Source organism: Campylobacter sp. RM19073 (assembly GCF_024723495.1).
GTDB lineage: Bacteria > Campylobacterota > Campylobacteria > Campylobacterales > Campylobacteraceae > Campylobacter > Campylobacter porcelli.
Genome location: NZ_JANQCT010000009.1, coordinates 24,265 through 40,490 on the forward strand (window position 1 = coordinate 24,265; position 16,226 = coordinate 40,490).

22 protein-coding genes are annotated in these 16,226 nt (G+C 34.8%); 12 read left to right on the forward strand and 10 right to left on the reverse strand.

Translation table 11 applies throughout. The features are described 5' to 3' along the window. Positions 1–8 precede the first annotated feature (8 nt). From atpD to CSUIS19073_RS04750, 12 genes are all read left to right on the forward strand, one after another. Positions 9–1,406, forward strand: a complete 1,398-nt coding sequence (gene atpD / locus CSUIS19073_RS04695; RefSeq protein ID WP_086237896.1) for a F0F1 ATP synthase subunit beta — start codon at positions 9–11, stop codon at positions 1,404–1,406. A 16-nt stretch (positions 1,407–1,422) separates the two neighbouring features. Next, positions 1,423–1,812, forward strand: coding sequence for an ATP synthase F1 subunit epsilon (gene atpC / locus CSUIS19073_RS04700; protein ID WP_086242548.1), 390 nt, complete (start codon positions 1,423–1,425; stop codon positions 1,810–1,812). Then, on the forward strand, positions 1,813–2,382 hold the full coding sequence (locus tag CSUIS19073_RS04705) for a MotA/TolQ/ExbB proton channel family protein (protein WP_086237898.1): 570 nt from the start codon (positions 1,813–1,815) through the stop codon (positions 2,380–2,382). After that, positions 2,383–2,775, forward strand: a complete 393-nt coding sequence (locus tag CSUIS19073_RS04710) for a biopolymer transporter ExbD (RefSeq protein WP_086237899.1) — start codon at positions 2,383–2,385, stop codon at positions 2,773–2,775. Further along, complete coding sequence (locus CSUIS19073_RS04715) at positions 2,775–3,554, forward strand: TonB C-terminal domain-containing protein (protein ID WP_086242549.1); 780 nt, start codon at positions 2,775–2,777, stop codon at positions 3,552–3,554. Before CSUIS19073_RS04710 ends, CSUIS19073_RS04715 begins: the two co-directional genes overlap by 1 nt. Then, positions 3,551–4,807, forward strand: coding sequence for a Tol-Pal system protein TolB (tolB, locus tag CSUIS19073_RS04720; RefSeq protein ID WP_086242550.1), 1,257 nt, complete (start codon positions 3,551–3,553; stop codon positions 4,805–4,807). The genes CSUIS19073_RS04715 and tolB overlap by 4 nt, the downstream gene beginning before the upstream one ends. A gap of 75 nt (positions 4,808–4,882) precedes the next feature. Continuing rightward, positions 4,883–5,368, forward strand: coding sequence for an OmpA family protein (locus tag CSUIS19073_RS04725; protein ID WP_086242551.1), 486 nt, complete (start codon positions 4,883–4,885; stop codon positions 5,366–5,368). Positions 5,369–5,382: 14 nt separating this feature from the next. Then, positions 5,383–6,270, forward strand: a complete 888-nt coding sequence (locus tag CSUIS19073_RS04730; RefSeq protein ID WP_086237903.1) for a tetratricopeptide repeat protein — start codon at positions 5,383–5,385, stop codon at positions 6,268–6,270. 15 nt (positions 6,271–6,285) lie between these two features. Then, positions 6,286–6,915, forward strand: a complete 630-nt coding sequence (locus tag CSUIS19073_RS04735; RefSeq protein ID WP_086242552.1) for an FKBP-type peptidyl-prolyl cis-trans isomerase — start codon at positions 6,286–6,288, stop codon at positions 6,913–6,915. 9 nt (positions 6,916–6,924) lie between these two features. Beyond that, positions 6,925–7,836: an ACP S-malonyltransferase gene (gene fabD, locus CSUIS19073_RS04740; protein WP_086242553.1), complete on the forward strand. Its 912-nt coding sequence runs from the start codon at positions 6,925–6,927 to the stop codon at positions 7,834–7,836. Then, positions 7,833–8,519 carry a 5'-methylthioadenosine/adenosylhomocysteine nucleosidase gene (locus CSUIS19073_RS04745; RefSeq protein ID WP_086242554.1) on the forward strand — a complete coding sequence of 229 codons (687 nt, stop codon included), beginning with the start codon at positions 7,833–7,835 and terminating at the stop codon, positions 8,517–8,519. Before fabD ends, CSUIS19073_RS04745 begins: the two co-directional genes overlap by 4 nt. After that, positions 8,516–9,259: a tRNA 2-thiocytidine biosynthesis TtcA family protein gene (locus CSUIS19073_RS04750; protein ID WP_086237907.1), complete on the forward strand. Its 744-nt coding sequence runs from the start codon at positions 8,516–8,518 to the stop codon at positions 9,257–9,259. Before CSUIS19073_RS04745 ends, CSUIS19073_RS04750 begins: the two co-directional genes overlap by 4 nt. Before the next feature lie 44 nt (positions 9,260–9,303). Here CSUIS19073_RS04750 and CSUIS19073_RS04755 read toward each other — a convergent pair whose 3' ends face one another. From CSUIS19073_RS04755 to CSUIS19073_RS04800, 10 genes are read right to left on the reverse strand one after another with little or no spacing between them, the layout of a single operon-like run. Next, positions 9,304–9,744, reverse strand: coding sequence for a hypothetical protein (locus CSUIS19073_RS04755; protein ID WP_086237908.1), 441 nt, complete (start codon positions 9,742–9,744; stop codon positions 9,304–9,306). Positions 9,745–9,753: 9 nt separating this feature from the next. Next, complete coding sequence (locus CSUIS19073_RS04760) at positions 9,754–10,209, reverse strand: nitrous oxide reductase accessory protein NosL (RefSeq protein WP_086237909.1); 456 nt, start codon at positions 10,207–10,209, stop codon at positions 9,754–9,756. Beyond that, on the reverse strand, positions 10,206–11,033 hold the full coding sequence (locus CSUIS19073_RS04765) for an ABC transporter permease subunit (protein WP_086237910.1): 828 nt from the start codon (positions 11,031–11,033) through the stop codon (positions 10,206–10,208). The genes CSUIS19073_RS04760 and CSUIS19073_RS04765 overlap by 4 nt, the downstream gene beginning before the upstream one ends. Continuing rightward, a complete protein-coding gene (locus tag CSUIS19073_RS04770) occupies positions 11,026–11,673 on the reverse strand; it encodes an ATP-binding cassette domain-containing protein (RefSeq protein WP_086237911.1) in 648 nt (215 codons plus the stop codon). The genes CSUIS19073_RS04765 and CSUIS19073_RS04770 overlap by 8 nt, the downstream gene beginning before the upstream one ends. A gap of 10 nt (positions 11,674–11,683) precedes the next feature. Then, positions 11,684–12,580 carry a NapH/MauN family ferredoxin-type protein gene (locus CSUIS19073_RS04775; RefSeq protein WP_086237912.1) on the reverse strand — a complete coding sequence of 299 codons (897 nt, stop codon included), beginning with the start codon at positions 12,578–12,580 and terminating at the stop codon, positions 11,684–11,686. A gap of 4 nt (positions 12,581–12,584) precedes the next feature. Beyond that, positions 12,585–13,028 (reverse strand): c-type cytochrome, encoded by a 444-nt coding sequence (locus CSUIS19073_RS04780; RefSeq protein WP_086237913.1) that lies wholly within the window; start codon positions 13,026–13,028, stop codon positions 12,585–12,587. Next, on the reverse strand, positions 13,025–13,570 hold the full coding sequence (locus CSUIS19073_RS04785; RefSeq protein WP_236845305.1) for a c-type cytochrome: 546 nt from the start codon (positions 13,568–13,570) through the stop codon (positions 13,025–13,027). The genes CSUIS19073_RS04780 and CSUIS19073_RS04785 overlap by 4 nt, the downstream gene beginning before the upstream one ends. Beyond that, entirely contained in the window at positions 13,560–14,237 is a 678-nt protein-coding gene (locus tag CSUIS19073_RS04790; RefSeq protein ID WP_086242555.1) for a 4Fe-4S dicluster domain-containing protein, read from the reverse strand. Before CSUIS19073_RS04790 ends, CSUIS19073_RS04785 begins: the two co-directional genes overlap by 11 nt. Further along, on the reverse strand, positions 14,230–15,444 hold the full coding sequence (locus CSUIS19073_RS04795) for a nitrous oxide reductase family maturation protein NosD (protein WP_086242556.1): 1,215 nt from the start codon (positions 15,442–15,444) through the stop codon (positions 14,230–14,232). The genes CSUIS19073_RS04790 and CSUIS19073_RS04795 overlap by 8 nt, the downstream gene beginning before the upstream one ends. Next, positions 15,441–16,202, reverse strand: a complete 762-nt coding sequence (locus tag CSUIS19073_RS04800) for a cytochrome C (RefSeq protein WP_086237916.1) — start codon at positions 16,200–16,202, stop codon at positions 15,441–15,443. Before CSUIS19073_RS04800 ends, CSUIS19073_RS04795 begins: the two co-directional genes overlap by 4 nt. Between the last annotated feature and the right edge of the window lie 24 nt (positions 16,203–16,226).

Below are 16,226 nucleotides of genomic sequence, written 5' to 3' on the forward strand. Positions count from 1 at the left end.
GAGTGATGATGAAAGGTGTAATTAGCCAAGTTATGGGTCCTGTAGTTGATGTTGATTTCACAGACTACTTGCCTAAAATTAACGAAGCTATTGAAGTAAATTTTACTGTTGAAGGCAATAGACATAGATTAGTATTAGAGACTGCTGCACATCTTGGCGATAATAGAGTAAGAACAATTGCTATGGATATGAGCGAAGGTCTTACTCGCGGTTTAGAAGCTACAGCTCTTGGTACGCCTATTAGTGTTCCAGTTGGCGAAAAGGTTTTGGGTAGAATTTTTAATGTTGTAGGCGACTTAATAGATGAGGGTGCTGAAGAAAATTTTGATAAAAAATGGTCTATTCATAGAGATCCACCACCATTTGAAGAGCAAAGCACAAAGAGTGAAATTTTTGAAACTGGTATTAAAGTAGTTGATCTTTTAGCCCCATATGCAAAAGGTGGTAAAGTAGGGCTATTTGGTGGTGCTGGTGTTGGCAAAACGGTTATTATAATGGAGCTTATCCATAATGTAGCGTTTAAACATAGCGGTTACTCTGTATTTGCCGGTGTTGGCGAAAGAACAAGAGAGGGTAATGACCTTTATAATGAGATGAAAGAATCTGGTGTTTTAGATAAAGTTGCCTTATGCTATGGACAGATGAATGAGCCACCAGGGGCAAGAAATCGTATAGCACTTACTGGTCTTACAATGGCTGAGTATTTCCGTGATGAGATGGGGCTAGATGTTCTTATGTTTATTGATAATATCTTTAGATTTTCTCAATCAGGCTCAGAGATGTCAGCACTTCTTGGCCGTATTCCTAGTGCTGTTGGTTATCAGCCTACGCTAGCTAGTGAGATGGGAAAACTTCAAGAGAGAATTACATCGACTAAAAAAGGCTCAATCACATCTGTTCAAGCTGTATATGTGCCAGCTGATGACCTTACTGACCCAGCACCGGCTACTGTTTTTGCTCACCTTGATGCCACAACAGTTCTTAATCGTGCCATTGCTGAAAAAGGTATCTATCCAGCGGTTGATCCACTAGATTCAACTTCAAGAATGCTAGATCCGCAAATTCTAGGTGAAGAGCATTATAGAATAGCTCGTGGTGTTCAAGCTGTGCTTCAAAAATACAAAGATTTACAAGATATTATTGCGATTCTTGGTATGGATGAGCTTAGCGAAGAAGATAAACTTACAGTTGATAGAGCTAGAAAGATAGAAAAATACCTATCTCAACCATTCTTCGTAGCTGAAGTTTTCACAGGTAGCCCTGGTAAATATGTAAGCCTTGAAGAGACAATTGCAGGGTTTAAAGGTATTTTAGAGGGTAAATATGACCACCTACCAGAAAATGCGTTCTATATGGTAGGAAATATTGATGAGGCGATCGCTAAAGCTGAAAAAATGAAAGCGTAAGCCAAAAGGAAGCTATATGAATATAATACATTTAGAAATAGTCACCCCAGAAGGGCTAATATTTTCTAATGATGCTAAAATGGTAGTCCTTCCTGGTAGCGATGGTGAATTTGGTGTTTTGCCAGGTCATGCTTCTTTAGTTTCACTACTTCAAATTGGAGTAGTGGATATTGAGAATTTAGATGGAAGTCATGATGCCGTTGCTATTGATTGGGGTTATGCTAAGATTGATAAGAATAAAATTACTATTTTGGTTGATGGTGCTGTGTATGTAAGCGGTAATAGTGAGAGCGATATTGCCAAATCTATAGAAAATGCTAAAAATCTTGTTAGAAAAATGCATGATAGTAATGGAATTTTAGCTACTGCATTGGCTAAGATAGAGAACTCTGCAAGGGTTAGATAAGTGGAATCTATAGAGCTTTTTATAAGTTATCTATCTAAAAGTAGTTTAGTGACAATCATTGTCCTTTCATGGTTGTCGCTATATTTTATTATTAGTTTTACAATTTTATTCTCACGATATAGTGGCCTTAATAACTGGATTAAGAGAGAAAAACAAGCTTTAGAAGCTATCTTGCTTGGCAAAAGGCTTGAGACTACTGACTCATCTTTAAACAAGTGTTCGCAAGACAATTTAAGTAAAGAGCGTTTAGAGGTTTTTATCTCATTAGCTCAAACCAATTCTACTAGCGGCTTAACAACTCTATCTATAATAGCATCTACCTCGCCATTTATTGGTTTGTTTGGAACGGTTATTAGCATACTAGAGACATTTGCAGCACTTGGTCAAGGTGGAGGCTCGGCCTCTTTATCTGTGATTGCACCAGCAATTTCTGAAGCTCTTGTCGCTACTGGTTGTGGAATTTTTGTAGCGATTCCTGCTTATAGTTTTAATCTCTTAATAAAGCGTAAAGCTTATGAGCTAATAAGCCTTATTCAAAGAGAATCAAATTTATTGCTTAGTAGTAAATAGATGATAAATTTTGATGAAAATCCAGAGCTAAATATAACCCCTTTGGTTGATATTATGCTGGTTTTGTTAGCTATTTTGATGGTTACAACTCCAGCTATTATCTATGAAGAGCAAATTACTTTACCAGATGGCTCAAAGTCTAAAGCACTATCTCAAGAGATTAAGAGCTTAACAGTTAGAATAGATCACCAAAGACAGGTATATATAGATCAGTCTAAAATGTCTTTAAATGAGTTAGGCGATAATCTAATCTTAATATCTAAAAAATATGATAAAAATTCTCCAGTATATATCAAGGCTGATAAGAGACTAATTTATGATGATGTGATGTTTGTTTTAAAGAGTATGAAAAATGCAGGTTTTTCTAAGGTTGCTTTAGAGACAAATGGCTGATGAGTAGTAAATTTGGTATCTCATATAATACTACAACTGCTTTTTGGCTTTCAGTAGTTTTATATCTTTTTATTATATTTTTTATATTTTTCAAGCTTAGTAGATATGAAGAGAGTATAAAATATACAAATGATTTAGATGCTTTTATGGATGTTTATGTAGTTGATACAAATTTAGCTCAAAATATAGTATCGCCAGAGCAAAAAGATAAAAAAATAGATGAGAAAAAAGTAGAAGATGAGATGCAATCTCCTACACAAACAGCACAAAAAACAACAAATAAAGATCTCCCACCCCCAGAGCCAGATAAGCCAAATTTAAATTTCAGCGATCTTTTTAGCCAAGCTGCACCTATAGAAATTACACCAAATACAACCCAAGCTATCCAAAGTAATGCTAAAAGCGATTTAGAAACAAATTTAAAAACCGCAGCTGATATTATCGCTTCTTTACAAAAAGATATAAATACTAAAGCTCCAAAATCATCTATGACAGGGGTGTATAATAAATATATGGGAGATATAGTTGAGATTATCCAAAGCAGATGGATTGCATACAAAGCCGATACAAATAATCAAGCAAAAGTAAAAATCATTATAGATGAATTTGGAAAATTAAGCTATAGTATCGATGAGTATTCACTAAATAGTGCTTTTAATAGTAAGGTGCGAGAGTATTTAGAACGCCTAAAGGATTTGGAATTTCCAATCCCGCCTAGTAAAAACAGCATAGTGATAAATGTAAATTTAATTGATCAAATAGAAACGGAGTTAGAGTGAAAAAGCTATTTTTGTTGTTAATTATCTGCTTGGGATTATCCGCTGCAGATGCTACCATAGATGTAGTAAATAAGGGGCTTGTGCTACCTAAGATTATAGTCCAAGATGCTACAACTGATTTTGCTAATAGAGCAATGCAAGATAAATTTTTTAAGCTTGTTGTTGGTGATTTAAAGGTTGGATCGGCATTTGAGGTATCTGATAGGTATTATACTAGCAAATTTGATGATAGTGCGATAATAAGTGCTGATGAGAGAGCTGATTTTATATATAGATATGCTTTGACGCAGCTAGGAGATAGGGTAAATTTAAAGCTTAAAGTCCTTAATGCAAAGACAAATAAGGAACATTTTAGCAGTGAATATACCCAAAGTGCTGATAAATTTGTATTTTTAGCACATAAGAGTATGGTTGATATGGCTAGAAATTTAAATTTACCACCTATAGATTGGATGGATAAATCCATAATATTCTCTCAATACACAGCCCCTGGAAAGAGTAATATTGTGGTTGCTGATTACACGCTTACATATCAAAAAGTCGTAGTAAGCGGCGGATTAAATATATTTCCTAAATGGGCTAATAAAGACCAAAGTGCATTCTACTACACTTCATATATCAAATCAGTCCCAACCTTATATAAATTTGATCTAAAAAGCAACAACAAGAGCAAAATTCTTCAAAGTGGCGGAATGATAGTAGCAAGCGATGTTAGCCAAGATGGCACTAAACTCCTTCTAACCATGGCTCCAAATGACCAAAGTGACATATATCTATATGATATTATAAGCAAAAATTTAAAAAGAATTACCACATTTAGCGGAATTGATGTCAATGGTAATTTTGTAGATAATGATACAAAAGTGGTATTTGTAAGTGATAGATTGGGGTATCCTAACATATTTGCTACTAGTATAGATGGTGGGGCGGTTGAACAGATGGTATTTCATGGCAAGAATAACAACTCAATTAGCACTTTTGAAAACTATGTAGTCTATTCTAGTCGAGAAAGTATTAATGAGTATGCTCAAAAAACATTTAATCTCTATTTAATCTCTACTAAAAGTGACTATGTAAGACAGCTTACTGCTGGCGGAGTAAATACATATCCTAGATTTTCTAGCGATGGGGGGAGTATTATTTTTATCAAAAGCCTAGGGGTTAGTAGTGCAGTTGGGATTATAAGAGTTAATGAAAATCGTAGTTTTCAGTTTCCATTAAGAATTGGAAAGCTTCAATCAATTGATTGGTAAAAACCATTATTTTATATCTTAAATTCCAAATAATTATGATATAATATATTCCAAATTTTCAATAAAAGGAATAAAATGAAAAAGTTAATTTTAGTTTCGACTGTTGCTGCGGCTCTATTTATGGCTGGTTGTAGCTCAAAATCTCCAGAGGTAGATATGAGTGCAGATGCAAATAAGGCTGGCCAACAAGGCGCTATGAGCGATGCTGAGAGATTAAACTCGCTACAAGCTCAAGTTCAAAATGTATATTTTGATTTCGATAAATTTAATATCCGCCCAGATATGCAAAGTAGAATTAATCAAAACGCTTCTATATTTAATCAAGCTGGTAATTTTAAAATCATGATAGAAGGCAACTGCGATGAATGGGGTAGCGATGAGTATAACTATGCTCTAGGTGTAAAAAGAGCAAAAGCTGGAAAAGATGCTCTAATAGCTCAAGGTATAGCAGCTGATAGAATCGAAATCACAAGTAATGGCGAGAGCAAACCTGTATGTACTGACAAAACAAAAGATTGCGATGCTCAAAATCGTCGTGATGAATTTAGATTGCTTCCATAATTTAAAATCAATATATGAAAAAAATATTTTATTTTGCAGCCATTGTGGCTGCAACTTCTATGTTTGCTGAAGTTTCAGTATTTGATGCAGGTAATATAAATAAAGAGAATCCATATGGTCTTACTGAGAATGAAAAGGTCTTGCTAAATAATAAAAAAAAAGTAGATAGACTAGACCAAAATATCGGCTCTATGCAATCTGATGTATCATTAGTCCAAGAGAATATTGAGGGCGTTAAGAGTCTTTTAGATGGTATAAATAAGAGAATTTTGGCTATAGAGACTAGGGTAAATGAGTTAGAAAATAATCTAAATTTACAAAAGACTACAAGCACTAAAGATATTGCAAATTTAAAATCACAGATTAAGGCAAATCAAGCCCAACAAGATAAAGATATTAAAAAGATCACAACAGCACTTAGTGAGCTAACTTCTCTTATTAGTAGTAAGAGTGTTGAAACCACAGATGCTAAATCTACAAATTCAGAGTCTAATGATAAAAAGAGTGATACTAAAGAAAAGAGATCAGATAGTCTTAAACTAGATGATATGCCTGGGGCTGAAGTGCTTGCTATGGCAGATAAAGCCTATAAATCTAAAGAGTATTTAAAGGCTAGTGAGTGCTTTGAGCATTTGATTAAAAAGAACTATAAACCAGCTTATTCAAATTTTATGCTTGGAGAGATTTCATATTTTAATAAAGATTACAAATCTGCCATACCATATTATGAAAAGAGTGTTGCGATAAGCCAAAAGGGCAATTATATGCCAAAGCTTTTATATCATACGGCTATTAGTTTTGATAAGATAGGGGATACCAAAAGTGCTAATAAATTTTATAAAGCACTAAAACAAGCATACCCAGATAGCCAAGAAGCTAAGACGGCACCTGATAGAAAATAAATTTAGGAGAGAGTTATGTCAAAAGTTATAAAGATGTTTTACGAGCTTAAAGATGCTAGTAGTGGCGAGATTTTAGAGTCAAATATCGGCGGTCAAGAGATCGCTTTTGTAAGTGGTAAAAACCAAGTTTTAGAAGCTTTAGAAAGCGGAGTTATAAATTTAAGCGTAGGCCAGAAGGCTACTATTAAAATCCTAGCTAGTGAGGGTGTGGGCGAGTATGATGAAAACGCTCTTCAAACCTTGCCTAAAGAGCAGTTTGCTGGTATTGATTTAAAAGTCGGTATGGAGCTTTTTGGCGAGGGTGAAGATGGCAGCACTGTTAGAGTAAGCGTCAAAGCCATTGGCGAAAATGATGTTACTGTGGATTTTAACCACCCATATGCTGGTAGGGATTTGGAATTTAATGTTCAAATTACAGAAAATAGGGACGCTGATGCTGATGAGGAGCTAACAGGCGTTGTAGCTATGCCTCATGTGTGTGGTTGCGGTGGTCATGATCATGGACATGGACATCACCATAGCCATGGTGGTTGCGGTAGTCATGGTGGTGGCTGTGGTAGCCATCATCACGATGATAGCGATGAGTGTTGTAATGGTGCTCACCACAATGAAAATGGTGGCGGCTGCTGCGGCAAACACCACTAAGAGTTTGATATGAGAGTTGGGTTTATTTTTCCAGGTCAAGGCTCACAAAGCGTTGGTATGGGGCAAGAGATATATGGCGAGTTTAAGGCTGCTAAAGAGCTATTAGATAGTGCTAGCGAGTATTGTGATATTGATTTTAAATCCTTGTTATTTGAAGCAAATGATAAGCTAGGTCAGTCTGAATTTACTCAACCAGCTATCGTGCTAAATTCGCTAATGTGCTTTGAAGCACTTAAACATAGCTTGGATTTACAAGCACAAATTAGCTTTGGTCACTCTTTGGGTGAGTTTAGCGCTCTTAGCGTAAGTGGTGCTATTAAGCCACTTGAAGTTATTAAATTGGTAAATTTGCGTGGTAAATTTATGACGCAAGATTGTTTAGGCATTGGTGCTGGAATGATGGTCGTGCTAGGTCTTAGCAATGAAAAAGTAGAAGAGATTTGTAAAAATAGCAATAGACAAATTTGGCCAGCAAACTATAATTGCGATGGTCAAATCGTGGTAGCTGGTATTAGAAGTGATCTTGAGTTGAGTGCGGGTGAGTTTAAATCTGCTGGGGCTAAGAGAGCTATGCTACTTGATATGAGCGTAGCAAGCCATTGCCCACTTCTTCAAAATGCTAGCATTAAGCTTGCTAATGAGCTAGAGGGTCTATTGAGTGATGAGTTTTCGCCGGTGGTTTCAAATGTAACTGCTAAGATCTACTCTACTAAAAAAGAGGCTTTAGAGCTATTAAAGCTACAATTAGTTAGTCCAGTGCTATATCAAAATAGCGTTGAAAATTATGCTAATAGCGTTGATTGTTTTATTGAATTTGGTGCGAGTGTGCTAAAGGGAATGAATAAAAAAATCTGTGATAAACCAACATATAGTATTACAAATTTAAGCTCACTTAAGGAAACTTTAGAGGCTTTAAGATGAAGATTGCTATACTTGGGGCGATGAGCGAGGAGATCGAGCTTTTGCTAGGAGCAGTTGGCGAATATGATAAGATTGATTATGCTAAAAATCTATTTTATAAAGTTAATTATTTTGGTCATGATCTCGTGATAGCCTACTCTAAAATTGGCAAAGTAAATGCGGCCTTAACTGCTGCTATTTTGATAGAGAAATTTGGCTGTGAGAAGCTGATATTTACCGGTGTGGCTGGGGCTTTAAATGAGAATTTAAAAATAGGGGATATGCTCTATACCACTAGCACCGCTCAGCATGATTTGGATATAACGGCTTTTGGTCATCCGCATGGGTATGTGCCTGGGATTAATATCTTTGAAAATAGCGATGATATGCTAAATGATGTCGCTAAAAAGGTAGCTGACTCTTTGGGTGTGAATTTGCTTAGTGGGGTGGTGGCTACTGGGGACCAATTTATCTGTAATGATGATAAAAAAGAGTGGATAAAATCAACCTTTCAAGCTGACGCAGTAGAGATGGAAGGAGCTAGCGTAGCTCAGGTTTGTGCTGCTCTTGGAGTTGGATTTTGCATGCTTAGAGCTATTAGCGATGAAGCTGGTGGCAAAGCGGAGATTGACTTTGATAAATTTCTAATAGAAGCTGCTGATAAATCTGCTAAATTTGTCTTAGAAATGGTAAAAAATATATGATAGAATTAAGCAAAAAGCTAATTAGACAAGTCGGTCAAACTAATGCTAAGTATAAAATGTTTGAAAAGGGCGATAGAATTTTGCTAGGTTTAAGCGGCGGTAAAGATAGTTTAAGCTTAGCTCACATTCTTAAGCATTTTCAAAATGTTACACCAGATAAATTTGAATTCCAAGCAGTAACCCTTAGCTATGGAATGGGTGAGAATTACGACTATCTTACTAGGCATTGCGAGGATCATGGGATTAAGCATAGTGTGATTGATAGCTCTATATTTGAAATTAGCAAGGATAAAATTCGTAAAAACTCAAGCTTTTGTAGCTTTTTTAGTCGTATGAGGCGTGGGTATCTATATACTTATGCTTTGGCTAATGGGTTTAATAAGCTTGCTATTGGTCATCATTTAGATGATGCGGTTGAGAGCTTTTTTATGAATTTTACATATAATGGAGCATTAAGAACCTTAGCGCCAAAATACACGGCTAAAAATGGCTTAGTGGTTATAAGACCGCTTATTAATGTGCGTGAGCGTCAATTGCGTGATAATGCTATTAGAAATGAGCTTAAAGTAATTGGCGATGAGGCTTGTCCGGCTATGAGATTTGATGTCAAAATGCCACACGCTAGAGCTGAGACTAAAGAGCTTTTAGCATCCCTTGAAAAGCAAAATCCAAAGCTATTTGTGAGTTTGCAAGCGGCTTTTGAAAATATACATTTGGATACATTTTTTAAGGTTGATTAATTTAGTCAAATAGCCAAATGGCTATTTGGTCTATTAGGTTAAAATCAGATTTTAAGATTAAAATCTATATAAATTCCAAGTTGCTTATCCCCATCATATAACTCCAATCTATAATTCATAACTTCAACTACGCATGAGCTTAGCACCACTGAGCCTATGTAGAGACTACCTCTATTTTCTAAATTTGCCTTTATCGTTCCCATATCCATATTTAGCCCATAAATTCGAGCATTTAAATTTTTATAATTATGCTTTAATCCATCTACTTTTAGCGTAAGTGGCACCATAGCCTCAAGTGGTCTTGGATAAAATGAGAAGCTAATTTGATCTCCATTATGCTCTATGGAGCAGTTTTGAGTGTTTAAATCACAAGTTATATTTGATTGGTCTGATATTTTTTGTGTATTATCACTTGGAAGATTCATTAAAAAAGCAAGTAAGCCACCAGCGATAATTGCAATTAAAATATATAAAATTTTTTTCATTTTTAGACCTTAATTTAAGTAATCAATCAATTTTTTATTAATTTTGCTAAATTCAAAAATCCTACTAGCTGAAGTTTTATCAGCAAATTCCTTAGCATCATCATAACTTCTAAATGGTATAAGGTCATCACCGCTAAAGCTTACTATACGACTACCAAATACATAAAACGCATCAGTTGCCTCTATTAGCTCCTTGGTTTTGTAATCAGTAACATATAGCTTTTTAAGGGGGACTACCTCCTTTGGCTTACTAGTATAAATATAGTAAAACATCTGTTTAGCCGAGCTAAAAAGCACTTTTTTGCCATTTTTGTATTCAACTGCTGCTATCCAATCAGGATATTTAAAGACATCTATAAATTTAATAGGGCAGGTTGAATTTACATCTTTAAAAAATTGGCTATTTTTTAGATTTTGGCTAAAGCCAACGCACACACAAAGAGCTAAAAATATTAGCCTTCTCATACTAAATCTCTCCTAGAAAATGATATATACCCAGCTACTAGGCATATTATACCAAGTAAAGTTGGATACACCGCTGAATATATCAAAAAATTAACCCTACCAAAACCATCTAAAATAAAATAAGCAGCAGGCCCAATCACGGCTAAATTTGGATCAAATAAGCTAATGGCCGCTATCCTAAATATCTGTATGGGGTTAGCTAGTGATATGGCGTAGATGATGTTTTCATTTACTAAGCTTTGCATCATTATGCCTATTAATGCTAGGTCTAAAAATGCCAATAAAAATAGCCAAAATAAGAATGAAAATCCAAGCCCAAGCTCACTATTTTTAATAATACTTGAGATTAAAAATCCAAATGATAAAAATACAAAAGATAATACTAAAAGCAGTAAAGTATAGTAAAAAAATAGCCCCCAAGGTATGGCAGTATCCTTAAATATCGCTATAAAAAGTGATAATATAAGAGCTAAGAGTATGGGTAAAAATATAGTAAAAGCCCTACCCAAAGCCTTGCCAAAATAGTATTCTTTAAGCGAAATTGGAAAGCTAAGCAGATACTCTAATGCTCCAACTTCTCTATTGGAATTTATACTTCGCACGGTTGTGATGAGAATGAATATTGGTAAAATTATTATACAAATTTGTATAAATAGCAATAGCATTCTAGTAAGACCGCTAAATCCAGCAACTCTACTATCTACAACACCTGTAACAAAAAATATCGCAATAAGCCCAGCAAACGTAATTAAATAAAATAAAAACCATTTTGAAGCGAAGGTCTCTTTTATATCAATTTTTGCTATTAAGATTAAATTACTCATTATTTGCCTTATTATCTTTAATTATATTGCCTAAATCCATCTCTACAATGCGATTTACTATACCCTTAACCTCGCTTACTCTGTGAGAGATGAAAATTAGCGTGTGGGATTGAAATTTGGAATTTAAAATATCCATAAATTTTTCTCTAGCCTTAGGGTCGAGATTAGCAGTTGGCTCATCAAACATTATAGTTTTTGACTCTCTTGCTAGTGCTAGAGCTATTAATACCTTTTGTTTCATACCGCCTGATAGCTTATAAAATGGCTTTTTATACTCTTTTTTATACTCTAAATCTAGCTCTTTTAAATATGATATTATATCATTTAAGTTAGCTTTTGTTGAGCTAACGCAGTAGTGGCACAAATCGCTTACGCTAAGTCTAAGTGGTGGCGGGGTTTGTGGGACGAAGCTTAGATATTTTAGGGCGTTTTTTCTATCTTTGATTGGGTCAATGCCATCTATGGATATAGAGCCATTATCACAGATTATTTCGCCTAAAATTACCTTCATCAAGGTAGATTTACCAGCTCCATTTTGCCCCATTATTAGGAGTTTTTGGCTATCTTGGATATTTAAATTTATATTATTTAATATGATTTGAGAGCCAAATTTTTTAGTAATATTTTCTATTTTTATCAATATTAAATCCTTATAAAAGTTTTTTTAGCATATTATCATAGCTTAAAGCATCTTGATGGCATACATCAATGCACCTACCGCACATGGTGCAATCTCCACTTACTATGCTAAATTTATCATTTGGCTTATCTATATTTTTAGCTTTTGTGATCTCTAGAACTTTTGGAGTGATACAGACATCCATGCATACAGCACAGTGATCGCATCTATTTTTATCCCAGCTGACTTTTATAGCTCTAAATCTAGATAGCAATGAGTATAGAGTTCCAATAGGGCAGATATATCTACACCAAAATCTCCTACTAAAGAATACTTCGGCCAAAAATACTAAAATCACCCACCATATAGCAGCACTATAGCCATAGATTATAAATCTTGATACTATACCTACAACATTGAAAATTTCAAATATCAAATACCCACTAACAAGGCTTAAAATAGCAAAAAATAGCAAAAATATATATCTGATTTTTGTATCAAATTCTCTTTTTTTAATTATCTTTTTGCTAATTAATTTAGCATTTAATCTCTCAGCAAATTCGCTAAAAAAGTTATACGGGCAGACCCAAGAGCAAAAGGCACGCCCAGCAAAAAATATATAAAATGCCAAAATTGTAAAAGCACCAATGAGTAAATTTATCGGCAGTTCGCCCCTACTAAGCGTGATTTGAGCGGTGATAAATGGATCAGCTAGATGAAATCCTACCATTCTAGACCCAGTAATATCGCCTTCAATTATCTGAATATCTGCTATAAATGATAGCACAAATAAAAGATGGATTAGCACCATAGAGCAATATCTATAAAATCTTATACTAGGACGCTTTTTACCACTTTTTGTAATGGTTATAAAGGTAGAGAAAAAACCAGCATTAGCGATGGTTTGACGGCTTTTATATTTATCCATAATGCTATTTAAATTTAGATATTTCTTCAGCTAAAATTGTTAAATTTTCATCGCTGACATTATCTAAAAGTCCTTTCATCAAGCTATTTGGTATATTTCCAGATTTATACTCATTTAATCTAGCTAAAATTTCAGCCTTGCTCTTTCCGATTATTGATGGGGCGATAATTCCAGAGCCATCTTTAGCGTGGCATGGAGCACAGCTTTGTAAGTATATTTTGCTTACGCCATCACTGCTGATTGATACGCTTTGTTTGAGCTCTTTAATCTTATTTAACTCATCGTTTGTTTGAAATTCACTTTTTGAGCTAAAAATATTTTGCGTTTGCTTTGAGGTGGTTGCTACCATCTCTTGTGTTTGTAAATTATCAGAGCTAAAAGCCATAAAAAGCATTAAAATTACAATTAAACAGCTTAATAATAGGGCTAAAATTTTGCCTAAATTCATTTTTGACTCCTAAATTGTTTATTAAATTCACTAATCTCATTAGCAATATCCTTTATCTCTTTATCGCTCATGGCTTTTACAAGGTCGCTCATTAGGATATTTGTCTTGGTTTTGGTGCGATAAGCAATTATCATATTATATATTTGCTCGTTTGATTTATCTAGCAAAGATGGCCCGATAATTCCATTAGCATAATCATCATGACAAGCTGAGCATTTGGTGATAAAATTCTTACTCAATTGCCCTTTTAATAGAGCTTTATTAATGCTTTGCAGCGGGGCTCTAGTAAGAGCAATGGCACCAATTGATTTGGTAGTTTGGTTTGATTCACCAACTCCAAATTTGATATTTTTAGCCCCATCTATATCATAGACTACCCAATTATCAGCTCTGTTTTGAGCAGTTTTATCTCCTTTTTTGATTGTGATTGAGGTTGTACTTTGCTCTTGTGGTTGATTTTTAGGATTTTGCTCGTTTTGACACCCTAAAAATATCATAGCACTAAGTAGTAGTATAATTGATTTTTGCATTTTAATCTCCATATATATCCTTATAGCTTTTATTTGGTAAAATTTCTATTACATTAGCAAAGCAGACTTCTTGGCAAACGCCACATCCAACGCAATTTGGCTCTATTTTTATAGCTGGTTTATCGCTGATTTTTACAAGGCTTATAGCACCTTGAACTGGGCATGAGCTGATGCATAGATGGCAGGTTTTAGAGATATTATCTTCTATAATTTTTTTAGCTTCATTCTCTCTTTGATTGTAGGTTTTACGCTCTAGCAAGGTGCTAACATCGCTTTTGCTTACGCTTTTATCTAGGGTTGCGTAGCATTTTTGCATATCTTTGATGATGGCAACTCCCATTTTGACATCTTTGATTGAATTTATATTGTGATCTAATGCCCCGCTAGGACAGGCTAGAACGCAAGGGAAGAAATCGCATAGATAGCACCCTCTTTTGCTTGGGTCTATGTAGGCTGTGGCTAGATTTATCCCATCATCAAAGCCAAGTAAATTTATACTATGATATGGGCAGACTTGGACGCATTGACCGCATTTGATACATAAAGACTCGAAATTTTTAGCACTTCCTGGCGGTCTAAGATGGAGCTTTGGCTCATAAAATTTATTTATCACTATCCCACCACCAATGGCACCCCCAAGCGTAATAAGGCTAAAAATGCTAAATTCTCTCCTATTCATGATATGGCTCCATTTTTGGGTTTGGGTCTGTTATTAAGAGTTGTGGCTCAGAAAATGGGGCGAGTTTAGAGATGAAATTTAATATACTCATAATTGCACTTCCATAAAATAGTCTTAAATTTGGATAGTATTGCCATAGTGAGTCAAGATAGGTAAAATTCTTATACTCTATATCGCCAATTCCATCTTTATCTCTATCAAATCCAGCATAGTCATCAAAATAATTTTGGCTCCAATCATTTATATCTATTTTTGACCCAGGGGTATCATTAATGGCTACTTCCATATTTCCTATGAAATTATTGCGATTAAATATGCTTTTGTGTAAGGTAGCGTGAAATTGAACTCCAATTGTGTTATATAATATCTTATTATTTTCATATATATTTGTGGTGCCTGGCTGAAATGGGGATTGGTCAAGGTATAATCCCCTAGCGTTGTAGGCTAGAGTGTTATTTTCAATGATAAAATCACTTGTATCTTTCATACCAATACCTACCCCAAAAGCTCCAGTAGAGCTTAGAATTTGATTTCTCCTAGCAGTTGTCCCAGAAGAGAACATAAAAAATATACCAACGGAGTTGTATTTAAAAATATTATCTTCGACCAAATTTTTACCAGCATACATAAAGTGAAGTGAGTATCTACCATATTCTCCATAGTTTTTGCGAATTTGGTTATTACTAGAGTACCATACTACCATATCTCGGCTCTTGTGTAGATGGTTGTTTTCTACTATATTATCATGGCTATACCATAGGCGAATTCCATCTCCCCTAAGACCTAAATCAACAGGCTTTGAAGTGATAAAATTATTAACTATCTTAGAGTCATTACATTGCTTGAAATTTACCCCAAAAAGTGAGTTTTGAATAGTGTTATTGATGATTTCAACTCTACTTGCTCCATCGCAGCTTATGGCTGAATCAATGGTATTATGAGAGTTTCCGCTATTTTCGATGGTTAAATTTAAAAGCCTTACGCCAGAGCTATTTATCTTTATCACATCGCCTGTGCCATTGCCTTTTATAATGGCACTTCTATCTTTGCCATCAATGGTTATTGGCTTATTTATAGTGATATTGCCACTGTAAATTCCACTACCAAGCTCTATTATATCACCGCTATTTGCGCTATCTATAGCATTTTGAAGCTCATTGGCAAAAATATAGCTAGATATTAGGGCAATTAAGCAGAGTTTTCTCACGCATTTTCCTTAAGGTGTTTATTTTTAGAAAATATCGCCAAAATAGATAAAATACTCATAGCAATCATCACCCAAAAGCCTATGGCTGGATATGAATGGGTGGTAAATTGAGCCACTTTACCATCGCCTAGAGCTGTTGGCATAAATGGCTTTATTTTAAATGCACCCCACTCTTGCATATTGTGTCCATACCAGTATAGCCACCCTACAAATGCACTCATAAATAAAATAGGCGCTATAATCGTAGGGATTAATAAAAGTGAATTTCCCTTGCCGTTATAATAAAGATATAAAAGCATAAAGATTGTAGCAATAAGCAAATAGTATGGTGCGATGGCTCTTTCTACATTGCCGCCATACTCCATAGGATACATTCCGATATAGTGATTTATGGTATTCATCTCATGGACATCACCACTATAGCCATCTACATGAAAATATACTGGAATTCCATCTGGAAAGGCCTCTTTAGGGTAGTTTGGAGCCTCAAGTGAGACATACCAAACAGGCAGACTTGGCACTCCGATTTCAGCCCTTGTCTCAATCATTTTAGCTAGATTATCTCTAACTTCTGGTGCCATTAGATGATTTTTGTATTGAATTTTTGTATAAAGATTGTATATTGGATATACATAGCTTGGGATTTGTGCGTTATTTTTAATCTTATTAGCTACCCCATGATATGCAATAACAGGAATAGTAAATCCTATAGTCATTAAAATCAAAGCCAGTAAAGTGTAGAGTTGGTATTTTTTCATCTTTATCCTTTAATTAAATTTAAT